This is a genomic window from Citrobacter sp. wls710, from assembly GCF_005281115.1.
Taxonomy (GTDB): Bacteria; Pseudomonadota; Gammaproteobacteria; order Enterobacterales; family Enterobacteriaceae; genus Citrobacter; species Citrobacter werkmanii.
On record NZ_SZXD01000025.1, the window covers coordinates 18618 to 34563 of the forward strand.

Genomic DNA, 15946 nt, shown 5'->3' on the forward strand with positions numbered 1-15946 from the left:
CATGAAGCCCGATGCACAGCGCGTAAAACAGTTCCTGCTTAGCCTGCAGGATGATATTTGCCAGCGATTATCCGCCGTAGACGGCACCGAGTTTGTTGAAGATAACTGGCAGCGCGAAGCAGGTGGCGGCGGGCGCAGCCGGGTACTGCGTAACGGCGGTATTTTCGAGCAAGCGGGCGTCAACTTCTCTCACGTCCACGGCGATGCGATGCCGGCCTCGGCTACCGCCCATCGACCTGAACTTGCCGGGCGCAGCTTTGAAGCCATGGGCGTCTCGCTGGTGGTGCATCCGCAGAATCCCTATATTCCGACCAGTCACGCCAACGTGCGCTTTTTTATCGCGGAAAAACCGGACGCCGATCCCGTCTGGTGGTTTGGCGGCGGCTTTGACTTAACTCCCTACTACGGCTTTGAAGAGGATGCGGTACACTGGCACCGTACGGCGCGGGATCTGTGTCAGCCGTTCGGTGAAGACGTTTATCCCCGTTACAAAAAGTGGTGCGATGACTACTTCTTCCTTAAACACCGCGACGAGCAGCGCGGCATTGGCGGGCTGTTTTTCGATGATTTGAATACCCCGGGTTTCGACCACTGCTTCGCCTTTATGCAGGCGGTGGGGCAAGGTTACACCGAGGCGTACCTGCCCATTGTTGAGCGACGTAAAGCGATAAATTGGGGTGAACGCGAGCGCAACTTCCAGCTTTATCGTCGCGGGCGCTATGTCGAATTTAACCTGGTGTGGGATCGCGGCACATTGTTCGGTCTGCAGACCGGTGGGCGCACGGAATCGATTCTGATGTCGATGCCGCCGCTGGTGCGCTGGGAGTATGACTGGCAGCCGGAAGCGAACAGCCCGGAAGCTGCCCTTAGCGAATTTATTCAGGTCCGCGACTGGGTATAATTGCCTGATGACGCAATGCTTATCAGGCCTACAATCCATAGGCCTGATAAGACGCAAAGCGTCACATCCGGCACAGTAATGCCATCACGCCCACTGGCGCATACGCTGATGCAGCGTCAACGACGGTTTTTCCGCAAACAACTGCTGGTAGTCGGTAGCAAACTGCCCTAAATGCCAGAATCCCCACTGCATGGCGGCATCTTTCACCGTCGCACTCTGCGACCACGGACTTATCAGCTCTCGACGCACGGCGTTCAGGCGAATACGTTTTAACCAGGCATTCGGACCAATCCCCAGAATCGCGTGAAAGGCGTTTTGCAACGTCCGACGGCTGACGTGCAGTTGGTTACACAGATCGAGCACGGTCAGCGGCTCTGACATGTTTTCCAACACATACTCGCGCGCACGCGACAGTAAACGACGATAGCTCTGATGGCTGATGCTCTCAGCGGTTATAATCGGCTGCGCTTCTTCCAGCATGGTCCCCATCGCCAGCAGCAGGTTATCGCCCAACACTTTGCGTACCGCAGGTTGACGCAGGTTTTCTGGATTTTCGCTAAACGTTGCCAGCGCCTGCTGCACAAAGCCCCATAGCGCGGCTTTGTGCTGTTCTTTGACTTCCAGCGCCGACTGGTTGCGCAGCATATGCAGCACCCTTTCCGGGTTATGCAGGAAGTTGGCCTGACGGGCAATCGCCTCTTCCGAAATGACAACCCCCAGAATGGTGTAATCATCCGGCGTACTCAGTTCAAACTCCGTCCCACCAGGTCGGGTGGCAATTTCAGCACTGCCCAGACATTGGGCGCCAATAAAACCCTGTTCGCCGCGCGTGGCCGGAATGCCAAACCAGAACGAGTTCGGCCAGACAAGACACGACTGGCGCAGCGCGAGTCCGGTGTATTCACGGAAAACCTGAATATCGTCGAGCAGGATTTCCGTGAACTCGCCATGAAATTTTCCCGGATGCAGCTGATCGTAAATCTGCTGCCAGGCGGTAATCGTCAGCGCATGCTCATATACATCCGTTGTTCGCCGCTGGTGAACGTTGTCCACCTCCACTTTCGGCGTAAGTTTAACGTCTTCGGGTAACACTTCATGATAAAGATGGTGCAGGTTTGCAGTACGGTTCTTTTTCATGATCTTTTAAGCCGGAAGCTTCAACGAAGCCCCCGGCCCTCCGACAGGTTAATTTTTTAAGCGATAGCGACTACTGCGTTTACGCAACGCTCCGTCAGAAAAGAGCTGTTCCAGCGCCTTTCTGGCTTCATCAAGTGACCAGCCAAAGTGGGCAGCCACTTCCCCTGCCGTCATTCCTTGACGGACCGATGCTAACAGCGTCAGAAGTTGTTCAGAGGATTCAGACGTTAACGGGGCGTCCTGTGTCTTCTCTGCTTTTACGTCTGTTTTCACTTCTGGCTTCTGTTCTGGTTTCTTCGGCTGGCGCTTAAAACCGCCGATCAGCCACTGGGTGTCATCGTCCGGTCGGCCTATCTCCTTACGGCTGATAACACGGCCCGTTCGCGCTGCGGCGGCGCTGCCAGCATCCAGCGCTGCGCGGCACGCCGCCAGATCGCCTTCCACGACCAGCGTCAGCCTGCCTGGATCGAGCACTTCGTGGCTCAGCAGGCGTACGTTCGCGGCTTTCAGCATGGCATCCGCCGCGTCTACGGCAGCCACCATGCCATCCACTTCCAGTAATCCCAGTGCATTGATCATCACAACCTCTCTTACGCGCGCTGGATTGGATTACGGGCAATATCCAGAACGGCATCAGCAAAGGCGTTACATGCGGCTTTACAAGCGGCCTGGCTACCGGTCAAAAACGCGGCTGAATAGTTGGTTTCTGACGGCGGTGGCACGTAGGTCACCAGTTGTACATCAGCAGATTTCAGCGCCGCATCAATACCAAACGTCGCTTCCAGCGGCGGCGCCACCAGATACGCCATTGGATCGCCAAGTCGGCATCCTGCGGTCGCGGAAAGATACGAACCGGTACGCGAAACCACGTGCGCCAGGAAGGCGGTATCTTCTGCGTCATTCGCCCACTGGAACGCCGCACCACTTTCAATATTGGCGACCATCGCGTCCAGACCCGCGCGAACTTCAGCCGGGTTTGGGCCACCGAGCATAATCAGTACTTCGCCCGAGGTTGGAGAGGGACTGTGCGCCGCACCGGCGTACAGCGAGCGGCCATAAACCACTTCCACCATCGCCTGTTTTGTCGCTTCGTCTGCGGCAATATACGCCACGTCATCAGAGTCTGCTGTGATGAGTCCGAGGCTACGGATATGTGGCGGTAACTTAAGCTCACGGGCAAAACCGTCATTTACCGAGGCAATCACGCGCATTGCGGTGACTGAAGGTCTAATCAAATCTAATGCTGGCATGATGCCTCCTTAACGGGTCATATTGATGCCGGAGGCTTTTTGCTCCAGCATGCGCTTGGCCAAATCCACAATCACCGCCGCTGCTTCAACCGGTGGCGTACCGCCCTGGTGAATGTTCGAGATACAGGTACGGTCCGCTTCTACGGTCGTCGCCACACGCGGCGAATAGACGGCGTAGCAGGAGAGACTTTCCGACTGACCGAGACCCGGACGTTCCCCCACCAGCAGGATCACCGCTTTCGCGCCCAGCAGTTCGCCGATCTGATCTTCGATTTTCACGCGACCATAGCGAACGAAGAACGGGGTCCCGACTTTTAATCCGGCTTGTTTTAAGCCTGACAACAGCGGCGGGAGAATCTCTTCGTAGTTGGCAGTGATGGCATCGGTAGACAAGCCATCAGAGATAATCACCTGCACATCCGGGTTCATCACACACTGCGATTTCAGCGCATCAATGGCTTCCGCACTCAGACGACGGCCCAGATCCGGGCGCGTCAGATACAGGTTTTTGTCACTGATTTCCGAACGCACTTCCAGTAGCCCTTGCGCTTTTACCCACTCTTCCGGCACTTCTTTTAACACCGTATCTTTCGAACGCGAGTGGTCGGCCAGGAAGCGCAGCAGCGCCTGGGTACGCGGACGAGGACCGGCGCGCCCGGTACAAACACGCGCCGCGGTACTGCGCCGCAGTTCAGTCAACACCTCTGCGCGGTGCGGATTCTCAACGCCTATCCACGCTTTAGCTTCGGCTGAGCCTAAGTCCATCGCACAGCTTTCACCAGTCGGCGCGGCGCACTGCGTAGTGCTGCATTTTGCTGGTGCTGACGGTTCTTGAGCCTGCGGTTGAGACTCACCCATTGACGCCATTACGCTGCGTACAATTTCTTCAATCTGTTTTTGATCCATCGTGTTTCATCCCCGCATCATCAGAAGAACAGTGACGGATCGCCCGCCCGTTTGGTCAGGCGACCGTTTGCCATAATGCCCATGGTTTCCAGCCAGCGTTCAAACTCCGGCGACGGGCGCAGGTTCAGCAACTGGCGCACGGTCGCGGTATCGTGGAATGCGGTGGTCTGATAGTTGAGCATGATGTCGTCACCGAGCGGCATGCCCATGATGTAGTTGCAGCCAGCGGTGGCGAGCAGAATCATCAGGTTTTCGTTAAGGTTCTGGTCAGCATCAGCATGGTTGGTGTAGCAGCAGTCGCAGCCCATCGAGATGCCGCTCAGCTTGCCCATAAAGTGATCTTCCAGACCCGCGCGAATAATCTGACGGTCGTTGTAGAGATACTCTGGCCCGATAAAGCCCACCACGGTGTTCACCAGGAACGGATCGTAGTGCCGCGCCAGCCCGTAGTTACGCGCTTCCATTGTCACCTGATCGGCGCCGAAGTTAGCGCCAGCGGAGAGCGCAGAACCTTGTCCGGTTTCGAAGTACAGGCAGTTTTCCCCGGCGATACGGTTGAATTCAGCGCCTACGGCGCGCGCTTCATCGAGCATTGCCAGCTCCACGCCGAACTCTTTTAAACCTTTCTCGCTGCCGCAGATACTCTGGAAGATCAATCCACCCGGCGCGCCGCGACGAATCGCTTCAATCTGGGTGGTAACGTGCGCCAGTACGCAGCCCTGGGTCGGAATATTGAATTTATCGATAACGCCGTACACGGTATCAAGCACGCGGCTTAAGTTTTCCACGTCATCCGTTACCGGGTTTACGCCGATCACCGCATCGCCCGCTCCGAAAGACAGCCCTTCATAGATTTGCGCCGCAATACTCTGCACGTCGTCACGGGTGTCGTTCGGCTGCAAACGGCAGCTAAAGGTGCCCGGCAGCCCGATAGTGGTGTTAGCTTTTTTGATCACCGGCATTTTCTTGCCGCCGTAGATCAGGTCCGCGTTGGAGCAGATTTTTGCTACCGCAGCGACCACTTCCGACGTTAACCCTTTGCGCGTAAACGCAATGTCATCAACAGAGGTTTCATCGCTCAGCACGTACTCGCGCAGCTCGCTGATACTCCAGTTTTTGATGCGGTTATAGGCCGTTTCGTTGACGTCATCCTGAATCAGACGCGTCACGCAGTCCTCTTCATAGGAAATCACCGGGTTATTACGGATATCCGCTACCGTCATTTCCGACAGCACCTGCTTGGCCGCCACGCGTTCCTGCGAACTGGTTGCAGCTACCCCTGCCAGCACATCCCCCGAACGCAGTTCGTTGGCTTTGGCCAGCACCTCTTTAACATCCTTAAACTGATAAACATTGCCGAACAATGTGGTCTTTAGTTTCATAAGTCGTTCCCTCAGGAAGGAAATGCGAGTGATTTCACCGTCACCGGCACAACCGATCCGCCAAAAAGAGGCGTACCAATGTCGATATAGTCCCCCGCCCGGACAACCACCTCATCGATGACCGCCAGCGGGTGTTGCTGTAACTGTGGGCGTAACAGCATGCCCAGGGCTTTACCAAAATCCTGCTCGGCTACCACCAGCAGGGGATGCGGATTCGGATAGCGCGCGACAAAGGCCAGCAGCGCATCAATTACCGTTAACAGCGCTGCGTAGCGCACCGGTAGCGAACCGGGCAGCGCCAGCACGTAGGCGTCCGTTTGCGGATCCAGATCGAGCTGCATCAACGCCTGTTGCCAGGCAGTCACCAAATCAGCCTCATCAACCGGAATCGCCACCGGCAGATTGCGCAGCGGAAGCGCCACGCCTTCCAGCCAGATAGTGCTGCCCGAAAGCGACAGCGTATGCGCCCCGGCGCCAATCACCGTGGCGCGCACGGTTTGCGCCGGGAACTGCACGTTCATCTCACGCAGACGCGGATGCTCATGCAGCGCCGTGGCGAGCAGCGGTCCGATGTCGGAAAAACAGAACGGATCGGCAGGTTGGTTGCGGTAGCATTCACCTACCCCACCGGACAACGTAATCACTTCCGGCTTCACGCCAGTTGGCAGCAGACCGGTTTGCATCAGCGCCTGCGCCAGCGGTGACAGCGTGCCGTCAATCACCTCCACAATCAGCGCCGCCATGCGTCTTGCTACCTGGACCAGTTGTGAGGCGTTGAGCGTTCGGGCGTCAAAGCCCGGACCAAATACGTCATCGACAATCATCTGTCCCGGCTGATGCGCATGCACCACGCGCCCCTGACCGTCAGTTTCCAGCAGTCGCCCACCGACGTTCAGGCAGGCCGAACCGCTGACCTTTCCGGCGTCGAACAACACATAGTTCGACGTCCCGCCACCGATGTCGATATTCAGTACACGGCACAACTTCTGCTCAGACAGCGTTTGTGCGCCCGCACCGTGACCGGCGATCACCGACTCCAGGTGCGGACCGGCGCTGGCAACCACGAAGTCCCCCAGCGACTGGGAGAGCGTCATTACCGCCGGGCGGGCGTTGCGGGTTTTGGCGCTTTCGCCGGTGATGATGATCGCCCCGGAATCAACAGCTTCAGGCTTGATGCCCGCCGCCTGATACTGGGCAAGGATCAGTGCCTTAAGTTCAGCCTCTTTCAACCCGCCCTGCTTATCAACAGGGGTGAAGAACACCGGGCTTTGCCAGCTAATTTCGCGTTTGATGAATTCGTAGCGCGGCACCTGCGACACTGCCGCACGGTTAACCAGCTCAAGGCGCGAGAAGATCACCTGAGTGGTGGTGGTGCCGATATCGATACCGACGCTCAGTAGCTGGCGAGTGTTCACGATTGCGCCTCCGGGTTGGTTTCCACTTCTGCTGGCACATCTTCATCTTTCGGTACCAACAGCATAGCCACACCAATCGCCGTCACGCCGCCAATCAGCTTGCCGACAATCATCGGGAAGATCATGGCGTTCATGTTGGCAGCGGCGAAACCTAAGTGGTCACCCAGCGCGAAGGCCGCGGAGACCGCAAACGCGCAGTTGATCACTTTGCCGCGGGTATCCATATTCTTCATCATGCCGAACATTGGGATGTTGTTCGCCAGTGTCGCCACCATGCCCGCAGCCGCAATGTTATTGACTTTTAACAGGTTACCGACGCTCATCAGCGGTTTTTCAAACCAGCGGGTCAGCAGCAGCACCATCGGGTACGCGCCGAGCAGTACACAGGAGATAGAGCCGATAACTTCGATGGCGCGCATCACTTCACCCGGCTTGTCGCCCGGCGCCATGAAGATAGGGTCCAGACCCGGGATCAGCTCCCAACCAAGCAGGAATTTGATGACCGCCGCCGCCAGACCGATGGTGATCAGCGCCACCAGGAATTTCGCGAAAATCTGGAAGCCGTTGATCATTTTTTCCGGGATGAATTTCAGACCCAGCGCCACCAGCACAGCCACGATCAGCACCGGGATCATGTTCATCAGGATTAGCGCGAAGGTGAACTCCACCGGCTGACCGTTGATTTCAACGCCGGAGTACATCGCTATCAAACCACCCGCAATACAACCAATCGGAATGGTGACGATACCGGCCAGCACGCCCAACGCCAGATAACGACGGTCGGACGGTTCAATAATCCCCAGCGCAACCGGAATGGAGAAAACCAGCGTCGGCCCCATCATCGCCCCAAGGATCAGGCCAGAGTACAACCACGCCGCAACGTCGCCGCCCGCCAGTTCTTTTGCCAGGAAGAAGCCGCCCATGTCGCACGCCAGCAGCGTTCCGGCAAACATCGACGGGTTCGCGCCCAGCATTTCGTACAGCGGAATAATCACCGGACCGAGCACATGCGCCAGTACCGGTGCCAGCGCGGTCATACCGACCATCGCCAGGCCCAACGCGCCCATCGCCATAAAACCTTCTTCAAACTGACCGCCCGATCCCTCAATACTCTTACCGAACTTACCGAGGAAGCGCGCTGAACCGCCAAACTGCGACAGGATCCTGTCCACGGCGGCAATCAGCATAAAGAACATCATGATGTACATGATGATTTCGTTAATTCCCATAGCCCCTACTCCCTGTCATTTGTGATTTGTAGGCCGGATAAGACGTTTACGTCGCCTCCGGCATTAACGCCGTGTTATTGCCGGATGGCGGTGCGAGCACCTTATCCGGCCTACAGGCATTACCCGGCAGCCACGTACAGGTCGATAATCTGTGCCTGTGTGGCGGTGCGTGGGTTACTGCGAATACAAATATCCTCCAGCGCGGCGTCAGCCCATGCGCTGTAATGCTCGGGCTTTGCCCCAACGTCGGAGAGCCGTCTGGTCTGGCCCACTTCGCTAATCAGCTCGCTGACGGCGTTGATGGCATCGCGATCGTCCGACTTCTTGTTGGTTAACGCCCGTCCGATATGACTGAAGCGTTCGCGACACACCATGCGGTTGAACCCCATTACCGTGGGCAGCAGCATGGCGTTAGCCTGCCCGTGCGGAATGTGCAACGTCGCACCCGGCTGGTGGGCCATCGCATGGCACAGGCCCAGCCCCGCGCTGGAAAACGCCATCCCGGCCATACAGGAGGCCAGCAGCATGCTTTCCCGCGCCGCCAGATCCTGCCCATAGCCAACGGCCTTCGGCAGCGATTTGCCGATCATCGCAATCGCGCCAATCGCCAGGCTGTCGGTAAACGGCGTCGCGTTCAGGGCGCTATACGCTTCAACGGCATGCGTCAGCGCATCGATCCCGGTCATCGCCGTGACGTGTGCGGGTACGCCTTCCGTTAGCGCGGCGTCAAGAATCGCCACATCCGGCATCAACGACGCATGCGCCAGCACTTTTTTAAGTCCGGTCGCGGCGTCGATAATCACCGTGACGTTAGTGGTTTCCGACCCCGTTCCGGCGGTAGTTGGTACGGCAATCAGCGGCAAACGCGGACGTAACGCGCTGCGCTCATCCATGTCAGCCAGGGTCTGCGTGGGATTAGTCACCAGCAACGCCACTGCTTTAGCGGCATCCAGTACAGAGCCACCGCCAAAGGCCACCACGCCGTCGCACTTCGATTCACGCAGTTGCGCGACCGCGGCGCAGACATCCGTAATGCACGGTTCGCCCACCGGACATGGCCACAGTGTCATCGCCACACCTTTCATCGCCAGGCTGCGTTCCAGCGCAGCGGTCATTCCCGCCTGATGCAGGAAGCTGTCTACCATGACAAACATGTGCGTCAGTCCGCGCGTTTGTGCTTCCTGTCCGCAGGTACTGAGCGCTCCGAGTCCGCAAAGGGTGACCGGTGGGACGCTAAACGTTTTTACGCGTTGCAGATTCAGGGTGTCGAATGCCTGAAAGAGCGCGGTCTGCAATTCAGCTTGCATAGATTCCTTCCGCTTTTTCTTTTCCGCTGTTGGCAATCGCCAGCGGGGTCATAAACAGGCTGTGCTGGGGTAAATGCACCTGCAGTTCCGGGAAGCGCTTACGGAACAGCTCATCCACGCCCGGCTGCATGCAGGAACCGCCGGCCAGCCATAAATCGGTAACGCCCTGTCCGGCTATATGGTGAGCCACGATTTCCGCCATCTTTTCGTAGACCGGCTTAACCACCGGCCAGATTTCCTGACCGTTGCTACGTTTGTACTGTTCGGCTTCTTCCAGTTGGATACGGCGGTTACCGGCCAGCGTCAGAGAAATGTGATGCCCACCGGTCGCTTCATCGGCGGAGTAGGTCACTTTGCCCTGTTTAACAATGGCAATCCCGGTGGTACCGCCACCAATATCCACCACACCAGCGTTATCGAGCTGCAACAGATCCGCCACGGCGGTCGGCTCGTCGAGCACATGACTCACTTCAAGTCCGGCTGACTCCAGCACGTTAATGGAGATTCGTGGGTCCGTTCCCGGTGGAAACGAGGTTGCCGCATGGGTAAAGCGGCAACCCAGCTGTTGTTCAAGCGTATCGAGATGGCGACGAACAATGGTTACTGCGCCGAAGAAATCCCAGACGATGCCATCGCGCACGACATCGGCCCAGTCGAGGCAAACCGCTACCGGCTGCCCGTCACCGTCGACGACCATCGACACCACATCACACGTCCCCAAATCAACGCCCAACCATAGCGGTGATTCGCTCTCAGCAGGCGTCTGGTTGCATAGCGTGGCTGCTTTTTGCAGTCTGGGTGTCAGCCAACGTTGTTCGTCGTGCGCCATCTCTTTTACTCCTTATACAATTCTGAAGGCGTCCACCAACACACAGCGACGCAGACGCACAAACGTACGCGCGCTGGTCACCCCTTCCCCGGTTGGCGTGGTAATGGTCATCGTGGTCCAGCCTTCGCCGCCAAGTCCCAGACCGGCAATACACGGCCCGTTCTTAACGAAAATGCTGGTATCAATGGCGTTCGCCATGCGGTTCATATTGTCGATGTTGCGTGAGTGCATCGCCGCCGTATGGTGGCAGCCGCCTTCAAGCTTGACCGCCAGTTCAATGGCTTCATCGACGTTAGCGACCCGCACGACCGGCAGAACCGGCATCATCAGTTCGGTGACGGCAAACGGATGCGTCGCGGAGGTTTCGACGAATAACAGCCGGGTTTGCTCCGGTACGTTCAGACCAATCGCCGCAGCGATTTTTCCTGCGTCGCGCCCTACCCAGTCACGACTGACCGTGCCTTTACCGCGCTCATCGATATTTTTCAGCAGCACTGGTTGCAGCTGTTCAGCTTGGGCCGCGGTCAATTTCACCGCATGCTGGCTTTCCATCAGACGCATCAGCTCATCGGCGACGCTGTCGACCACAATCAGCACTTTTTCGTCGGCGCAGATAATGTTGTTGTCAAACGACGCGCCTTTGACGATCGACTGCGCCGCGCGTGCCAGGTCGGCCGTTTCATCCACCACCACCGGCGGGTTACCCGCACCGGCAGCAATCAAACGTTTGTTGGTGTGTTTACGCGCGGCATCCACTACGGCTTCGCCACCGGTGACGACCAGCAGGCCGATGCCTGGGTACTTGAACAGACGCTGGGCGGTTTCGATATCCGGATTGGCAACGGTGACCAGCAGGTTTGCCGGACCGCCTGCAGCGACCACCGCCTGGTTAAGCAGGGTGATGGCGCGCTGAGAAACTTTTTTCGCCGCCGGATGCGGCGCGAAGACCACGCTGTTGCCAGCTGCGATCAGGCTAATGGCATTGTTAATAACGGTTGCGGCCGGGTTGGTGGACGGTGTCACCGAGGCCACCACGCCCCACGGCGCATTTTCAATCAGCGTCAGGCCGTTATCGCCGGTCAGGACCTGTGGAGACAGACATTCCACTCCCGGCGTGCCGCGTGCCTGCGCCACGTTTTTGGCAAATTTATCCTCAACGCGTCCCATGCCGGTTTCTGTGACGGCAAGTTCCGCTAATTCTCTGGCGTGCTTTTCGCCCGCCTCACGTAGCGCCGTGATAGCCAGTTGGCGCATGGCAACGCTTTTCAGCCCTTGCTGGGCCAGTTTTGCTGCCGCCACTGCGTCATCCAGGGAGGCAAAAACGCCCATTTCTTGAACGGCACTGACGGGTTGGCTGCTGTCTTTCATTTTCAGCAGTACCGCTTTCACGACCTGTTCAATATCCTGTTGATTCATGATTTTCTGCCTTATTTATGGAAGATCACCTGACCACCTGCCACCACTTCATCGACAATGCCAATCACGCACAGATCGACAGGTGATGATTCGTTACGGTGCGCCTGACGGGCTGAGCTTCCGCTGACCAGCAGCACCCACTCTCCGGTTCCCGCCCCGATGCTGTCGATAGCAACAGCACATTGCCCGTCGGGGTTACCCTGGGCATCAATCATTTCCACCATCAGCAACTTGTCGTGCGCGAGCCCCTGATGGCGTACGGTACAAACAATTTGTCCTGTGACGATTGCCAGTTTCATACGCGCCTCCGTGGCATATTTCAGGTAAAACCTCCCCCTACCCTCCGCAGAAGGTAATGTGAAAAGGAGAGAGGGTGACGCCAGCAATACAGTCTGTGGCGTCACATGGACGACTTACATGTCGTTGCTGTCGCCTTTAAAGCTGATCGGGAACACTTCTTCCAGATCGCCATGTGGACGCGGGATCACATGTACGGAAACCAGCTCGCCAATACGCTGTGCAGCCGCAGCACCTGCGTCCGTTGCGGCTTTGCATGCCGCTACGTCGCCACGGACCATGGCAGTGACCAGACCGCCACCGATCTGCTTCACGCCAACCAGTTTCACGCGTGCCGCTTTAACCATTGCGTCAGAAGCCTCAATCAGTGCAACCAGGCCCCGGGTTTCAATCATTCCTAATGCTTCCATAGTGTTTTCCTCTCATTAAGGGGTCCAGAACGGGACCTAAACAACCAGTGTTTGTGAGGCGTTTTCACGACTCACGTCAGTCTGGCGCGGCACTGCTGCCACCAACGCCAGTTCGATAATTTCCTGTACGCTACAGCCGCGAGAGAGGTCATGAAGCGGTGCGGCAAGCCCTTGGATCAGTGGCCCGACTGCACGATACCCTCCCAAACGCTGGGCGATTTTGTAACCAATATTGCCTGCTTCAAGCGATGGGAAGACCATCACATTGGCATTACCCTTTAACGGACTTGCAGGCGCTTTTTGCGCGGCGACATCCGGAACAAAGGCGGCATCAAATTGCAGTTCACCATCCACGATAAGCTGCGGCGCACGTTCACGAACGATCTCGGTCGCCTGCTGCACGTTAGCGACGTTGGGGTGACGGGCACTGCCATTACTTGAAAACGACAGCATGGCCACGCGCGGCTCTTCACCGGTAATTGCCTGCCAGGTCTGCGCGCTGGCAATCGCAATATCCGCCAGCTGTGCAGCGGTGGGCTGGGGTACGACGCTGCAATCGGCAAAGCCTAATGACGGTCCGAGATACTGCGGCAGCATCAGAAAAATCGACGACAGCGTTTTACAGCCCGGCTGTAGCCCAATAATGCGTAACCCGGCGCGCAGCACGTTTGCTGTTGACGACAGATTGCCAGCAATACAAACGTCAGCTTTCCCCGCGCTGACCATTGCCGCGGCGAACATCAGCGGATCGTTAAGTTTTTCCAGCGCATCCGCAGGCGTTTTATCTCCCGCGCGGGCCAGCCAGCGCAGCGCAAACTCTTCGCGCATTGCCAGATTGCTTTGCGGATCGATAACCTGAATACCATCCAGCGCCACCCGATGGCTGAGAGCAAACTGGCGCAAGGCAAATGGGCTGGCGACGAGAATGGGGTGCGCCAGACCGTGCTGATGCAAATAATTCGCCGCTTTCAGCACCCGGACATCCAGCGCATCCGGGAACACCACCCGAGCAGGGGCTTGCTGGGCGAGTTGACGAGCACGTTCGATGATCATGGCTTCTCCCCCAGTCGTTGTTGAATTTGGCTAACCGTCAGCGGATGTTTCGCCACGCTCAGAATCATCATCACGTAGACCGTACTGGAAAGGCGATTGAGCGCCTGCATGATGTCCGGTCGTATAACTTCAAAACTGCGGGTAATGAAGACCTGAGCCGCCACCGTCTCCGTTTCACGGACTTTGGTACGCAGCAGATTCAGCAGCGCGCAATCACGTCCGTGGCTGGCCTCAGGCACCAGATGATCGTGATCCAGATAGCGCAGCGGATGATGTGAAAGCCGGTGTAAATCTTCGTCGCTCAAACCGACGATAGCTTGTGCGGCCAGCGGCTCATCCATAGCGTCGGCACGCATAATATTGCCCAGACGCGAACGGATATCCGCCAGCCACGGCTGCCACGGTTCCGCCAGCTCGATCTGCAACCACACGGCCAGCGCGATGGTGCTGTCCAGCGCGGCGCGAAATCCCAGACGTGGATCACTTTTGGCCACCATCTTGTCAGCCGTCAGATGCGTCAGCGTGTCTGGTTTCTTCGCCACCGGTTGATGACACAGTTCGCAGCTGGCCTGTGGATGGGTATCGCTGCTGGTTAAACCATGCACCGGCTGCGGCTGCTGTTGTTCGTCATCAATAAACAGGCTGCCCTGCTCGTCGATAAACTTAATGCGCAGATGTCGGCTTTCCAGTAATTCCCGGGCAGACGGCGTCAGGCGAGCATCAGCGGGGAGATGAATTTCAGCCCCCTCGCTGAGCGTATGATTCGCTCTGAGCCATGCTTCGGTAATGAAATCCTTCATACATCCGCCTTAGCAGGACTGCCAGTTCGCAGGCCAGGCCACATACAGAAACTTCACCGTCGATGGCGTACCAAATTCAATGCTGGAGCCTTTCGGGATAAACATGACGTCCCCGGCTTTAGCAATCATGGTTTCACCTTCGTGGCGAACGTGCAGCTCGCCTTCCAGAATCATGTCGATTTCGTCGTAGTTCAGCGTCCATGGGAAAAAGGCGTTATCCCACTGCATGAACCCGGCGGCCATGCTGCTACCGTCCTGGTCGGTCACCAGATCGGTTAAGCCAACGCAGTGTGGTTGTGCGCCGTCAAAACGCCCAAACTTCACGCTGCTACCGTCGATGACTTTGACGCCGCCTTTGCCGGTGACCGATTTAAAGCTCGGCTGCATTCCGCCCTGCTCCAGCGACTGTTTCTCCTTCATGACTTTGTCCATCAGCTGCGCGACCAGGCTTTCGGTAAATTGTCCTTCGGGCAATTGCGCAATGATGGTTTCACGAATGCGCTGGCTCTCCGTTTTGCCATCATCCACCGCAGCCGGTGCTACAGCGGCGGCAGTTGGCGCGGATTCGTCGCATTCACGGATAGTGACACCCAGCAGCTCCGCCACTTCGCGTGCCTCCGGGGTGATGATGCTGGCGCGCAGAACAACCGACATTTCCTGTTCGCCGCGTGCGTGGGCCGCACGAATATCGTTAGCTGTGATGAGTTTTTTCACCTGCCCTTTCCTCCTTTTGGCTGAGCTCAGTCAGATAATCCACCAGGTGCTGCACGCTGCGCGGGTCATGGCTATTGAGCTCGAAAATCGGCTCCTGAAACCCCATCCCGCGAAGTAGTTGTCGCGTTGCGGCGACGTCGGCATCCGGCATGTCCGTTTTGCTGATAACGGCGATTTGTCGTTTACTGGCGCCGATATCCAACAGCCCGGCAGGTAAGCGACTTTCTTTATCATTTGCCGCGTGTATATAAATCAACGTATCGACATCCTGCAGCGTGGTAATTAAGGCGTGGTACCAGCGCGGATGGCTAAAATATTCTCCTGGCGTATCGATATCGCCATTTTCATTAAACTCAACGGCCTGTGTTTTTCTGGCGAGGGAATAATTCCCCTGTAGCGCATTAAAGAGCGTTGTTTTCCCCGCGCCCACCGTACCGACAAACGCAATACGTTTCATCGCCGCCTCTGATTAACTTTTTGTCAGGTTGCACAACGTGAAATTTAATAACCGACCCAGACCGCTCACCGTCTGTAATAACGCTTCTTCTACCGCGCCTACCGAGCCATAAATCACCAGTGCCCCGCTGAATCTATCGAGAAAGCCAATATGTACATCCGCCGCTTTCATGGCTAAATCACCGGCTATCATCGCGGTTTCGCCTGGCGTCAGCGTCATAATGCCGATAGCGCCCGCTTCGGGAACGCCGATCTTTTTCGCCAGTTCTTCGCCTGGGTGCGCAATGAGATGCGCCAGCGTGACCTGTTTCCCCGGCACAAATTCCTGAATGATGCGTTCTTTTTCCATTGCTCACCGCCTCCGCTAAAACTGCCCTCATCGTGGCAATTTTTTGTCAGAGTAAATAACAAAATTCGGCAACCAGGTTTAAAAGGTGAAGTGGA

At 57.1% G+C, this 15946-nt stretch carries 18 protein-coding genes; 1 reads left to right on the forward strand and 17 read right to left on the reverse strand.

Annotated elements, in window-relative coordinates:
• Window position 1 precedes the first annotated feature (1 nt).
• Window positions 2-901: an oxygen-dependent coproporphyrinogen oxidase gene (gene hemF / locus FDX14_RS08360; RefSeq protein WP_042306917.1), complete on the forward strand. Its 900-nt coding sequence runs from the start codon at window positions 2-4 to the stop codon at window positions 899-901.
• 84 nt (window positions 902-985) lie between these two features.
• Here the strand turns inward: hemF and eutR are convergent, their stop codons facing one another.
• From eutR to eutS, 17 genes are all read right to left on the reverse strand, one after another.
• Window positions 986-2038, reverse strand: a complete 1053-nt coding sequence (eutR, locus tag FDX14_RS08365; RefSeq protein ID WP_042306914.1) for an HTH-type transcriptional regulator EutR — start codon at window positions 2036-2038, stop codon at window positions 986-988.
• A 48-nt stretch (window positions 2039-2086) separates the two neighbouring features.
• On the reverse strand, window positions 2087-2617 hold the full coding sequence (gene eutK / locus FDX14_RS08370) for an ethanolamine utilization microcompartment protein EutK (protein WP_042306913.1): 531 nt from the start codon (window positions 2615-2617) through the stop codon (window positions 2087-2089).
• Window positions 2618-2628: 11 nt separating this feature from the next.
• A complete protein-coding gene (gene eutL, locus FDX14_RS08375; RefSeq protein WP_003838537.1) occupies window positions 2629-3288 on the reverse strand; it encodes an ethanolamine utilization microcompartment protein EutL in 660 nt (219 codons plus the stop codon).
• Between the two features lie 9 nt (window positions 3289-3297).
• Window positions 3298-4194, reverse strand: a complete 897-nt coding sequence (eutC, locus tag FDX14_RS08380) for an ethanolamine ammonia-lyase subunit EutC (protein WP_038642522.1) — start codon at window positions 4192-4194, stop codon at window positions 3298-3300.
• Window positions 4195-4214: 20 nt separating this feature from the next.
• Window positions 4215-5576, reverse strand: coding sequence for an ethanolamine ammonia-lyase subunit alpha (gene eutB / locus FDX14_RS08385; RefSeq protein WP_003038029.1), 1362 nt, complete (start codon window positions 5574-5576; stop codon window positions 4215-4217).
• A gap of 11 nt (window positions 5577-5587) precedes the next feature.
• On the reverse strand, window positions 5588-6991 hold the full coding sequence (gene eutA / locus FDX14_RS08390; RefSeq protein ID WP_042306911.1) for an ethanolamine ammonia-lyase reactivating factor EutA: 1404 nt from the start codon (window positions 6989-6991) through the stop codon (window positions 5588-5590).
• Window positions 6988-8220 (reverse strand): ethanolamine utilization protein EutH, encoded by a 1233-nt coding sequence (gene eutH / locus FDX14_RS08395; protein WP_042306909.1) that lies wholly within the window; start codon window positions 8218-8220, stop codon window positions 6988-6990. Before eutH ends, eutA begins: the two co-directional genes overlap by 4 nt.
• A gap of 119 nt (window positions 8221-8339) precedes the next feature.
• Window positions 8340-9527 (reverse strand): ethanolamine utilization ethanol dehydrogenase EutG, encoded by a 1188-nt coding sequence (gene eutG / locus FDX14_RS08400; protein ID WP_042306907.1) that lies wholly within the window; start codon window positions 9525-9527, stop codon window positions 8340-8342.
• Window positions 9517-10356 carry an ethanolamine utilization protein EutJ gene (gene eutJ / locus FDX14_RS08405; protein ID WP_038642530.1) on the reverse strand — a complete coding sequence of 280 codons (840 nt, stop codon included), beginning with the start codon at window positions 10354-10356 and terminating at the stop codon, window positions 9517-9519. The genes eutG and eutJ overlap by 11 nt, the downstream gene beginning before the upstream one ends.
• 12 nt (window positions 10357-10368) lie before the next feature.
• Window positions 10369-11772, reverse strand: coding sequence for an aldehyde dehydrogenase family protein (locus tag FDX14_RS08410; RefSeq protein WP_042306904.1), 1404 nt, complete (start codon window positions 11770-11772; stop codon window positions 10369-10371).
• 11 nt (window positions 11773-11783) lie between these two features.
• On the reverse strand, window positions 11784-12071 hold the full coding sequence (eutN, locus tag FDX14_RS08415) for an ethanolamine utilization microcompartment protein EutN (protein WP_003038011.1): 288 nt from the start codon (window positions 12069-12071) through the stop codon (window positions 11784-11786).
• Window positions 12072-12185: 114 nt separating this feature from the next.
• The gene (eutM, locus tag FDX14_RS08420; protein WP_003835054.1) at window positions 12186-12479 is read right to left on the reverse strand and encodes an ethanolamine utilization microcompartment protein EutM; all 294 of its coding nucleotides are present in this window, start codon (window positions 12477-12479) and stop codon (window positions 12186-12188) included.
• A gap of 36 nt (window positions 12480-12515) precedes the next feature.
• A complete protein-coding gene (gene pta, locus FDX14_RS08425) occupies window positions 12516-13532 on the reverse strand; it encodes a phosphate acetyltransferase (RefSeq protein WP_137349333.1) in 1017 nt (338 codons plus the stop codon).
• Entirely contained in the window at window positions 13529-14332 is an 804-nt protein-coding gene (eutT, locus tag FDX14_RS08430) for an ethanolamine utilization cob(I)yrinic acid a,c-diamide adenosyltransferase EutT (RefSeq protein WP_042306900.1), read from the reverse strand. The genes pta and eutT overlap by 4 nt, the downstream gene beginning before the upstream one ends.
• Before the next feature lie 9 nt (window positions 14333-14341).
• Window positions 14342-15046, reverse strand: coding sequence for an ethanolamine utilization acetate kinase EutQ (gene eutQ, locus FDX14_RS08435; protein ID WP_042306897.1), 705 nt, complete (start codon window positions 15044-15046; stop codon window positions 14342-14344).
• Window positions 15024-15503 (reverse strand): ethanolamine utilization acetate kinase EutP, encoded by a 480-nt coding sequence (gene eutP, locus FDX14_RS08440; protein WP_003037998.1) that lies wholly within the window; start codon window positions 15501-15503, stop codon window positions 15024-15026. The genes eutQ and eutP overlap by 23 nt, the downstream gene beginning before the upstream one ends.
• Before the next feature lie 12 nt (window positions 15504-15515).
• Entirely contained in the window at window positions 15516-15851 is a 336-nt protein-coding gene (eutS, locus tag FDX14_RS08445; RefSeq protein WP_003037995.1) for an ethanolamine utilization microcompartment protein EutS, read from the reverse strand.
• Window positions 15852-15946 lie beyond the last annotated feature (95 nt).

Bases quoted from the DNA above. Each gene is read 5' to 3' on its own strand.
- hemF (WP_042306917.1), top strand. From the start codon at position 2: ATGAAGCCCGATGCACAGCGCGTAAAACAGTTCCTGCTTAGCCTGCAG.
- eutR (WP_042306914.1), bottom strand. From the start codon at position 2,038: ATGAAAAAGAACCGTACTGCAAACCTGCACCATCTTTATCATGAAGTG.
- eutK (WP_042306913.1), bottom strand. From the start codon at position 2,617: ATGATCAATGCACTGGGATTACTGGAAGTGGATGGCATGGTGGCTGCC.
- eutL (WP_003838537.1), bottom strand. From the start codon at position 3,288: ATGCCAGCATTAGATTTGATTAGACCTTCAGTCACCGCAATGCGCGTG.
- eutC (WP_038642522.1), bottom strand. From the start codon at position 4,194: ATGGATCAAAAACAGATTGAAGAAATTGTACGCAGCGTAATGGCGTCA.
- eutB (WP_003038029.1), bottom strand. From the start codon at position 5,576: ATGAAACTAAAGACCACATTGTTCGGCAATGTTTATCAGTTTAAGGAT.
- eutH (WP_042306909.1), bottom strand. From the start codon at position 8,220: ATGGGAATTAACGAAATCATCATGTACATCATGATGTTCTTTATGCTG.
- eutG (WP_042306907.1), bottom strand. From the start codon at position 9,527: ATGCAAGCTGAATTGCAGACCGCGCTCTTTCAGGCATTCGACACCCTG.
- eutJ (WP_038642530.1), bottom strand. From the start codon at position 10,356: ATGGCGCACGACGAACAACGTTGGCTGACACCCAGACTGCAAAAAGCA.
- FDX14_RS08410 (WP_042306904.1), bottom strand. From the start codon at position 11,772: ATGAATCAACAGGATATTGAACAGGTCGTGAAAGCGGTACTGCTGAAA.
- eutN (WP_003038011.1), bottom strand. From the start codon at position 12,071: ATGAAACTGGCAATCGTCACAGGACAAATTGTTTGTACCGTACGCCAT.
- eutM (WP_003835054.1), bottom strand. From the start codon at position 12,479: ATGGAAGCATTAGGAATGATTGAAACCCGGGGCCTGGTTGCACTGATT.
- pta (WP_137349333.1), bottom strand. From the start codon at position 13,532: ATGATCATCGAACGTGCTCGTCAACTCGCCCAGCAAGCCCCTGCTCGG.
- eutT (WP_042306900.1), bottom strand. From the start codon at position 14,332: ATGAAGGATTTCATTACCGAAGCATGGCTCAGAGCGAATCATACGCTC.
- eutP (WP_003037998.1), bottom strand. From the start codon at position 15,503: ATGAAACGTATTGCGTTTGTCGGTACGGTGGGCGCGGGGAAAACAACG.
- eutS (WP_003037995.1), bottom strand. From the start codon at position 15,851: ATGGAAAAAGAACGCATCATTCAGGAATTTGTGCCGGGGAAACAGGTC.